This window comes from Streptomyces sp. HPF1205, assembly GCF_020400825.1.
Classification (GTDB): domain Bacteria; phylum Actinomycetota; class Actinomycetes; order Streptomycetales; family Streptomycetaceae; genus Actinacidiphila.
This window is the reverse complement of the sequence record NZ_JAINVH010000156.1, coordinates 1-467: the sequence shown is the minus strand read 5'-3', so window position 1 is coordinate 467 and position 467 is coordinate 1. Positions and strand designations below refer to the sequence as shown.

Below are 467 nucleotides of genomic sequence, written 5' to 3'. Positions count from 1 at the left end.
TCCGTCAGCGCCGGGGAATAGGCCGCGCCACCCGCGCACGGCCCCAGCATCACGCTGATCTGCGGGATCACCCCCGAAGCCCGGGTGTTGCGCTGGAAGATCCCGCCGTAACCGGCCAGCGCCGACACACCCTCCTGGATGCGCGCCCCCGCGCCGTCGTTGAGCGACACCAGCGGCGCACCGGCCGCCAGCGCCATGTCCATGATCTTGTGGATCTTCTCCGCGTGCGCCTCCCCCAAAGCCCCGCCGAAGATCCGGAAGTCGTGCGCGTACACGAACACCGTCCGGCCCTCGACCGTCCCCCACCCGGTCACCACACCATCGGTGTGCGGACGCCTGGCCTCCAGGCCGAAACCACTGGCACGATGCCGCCGCAGCGGCTCCACCTCGGTGAAACTCCCCTTGTCCAGCAGCAGATCGATCCGCTCCCGCGCGGTCAGCTTGCCCTTGGCGTGCTGCCGCTCGGT

General features: G+C 70.2%; 1 protein-coding gene. It reads right to left on the bottom strand.

The features are described from left to right. The coding region (locus K7G61_RS36080) for a carboxyl transferase domain-containing protein (protein WP_308190819.1) at positions 1–467 on the bottom strand (467 nt) is incomplete at both ends.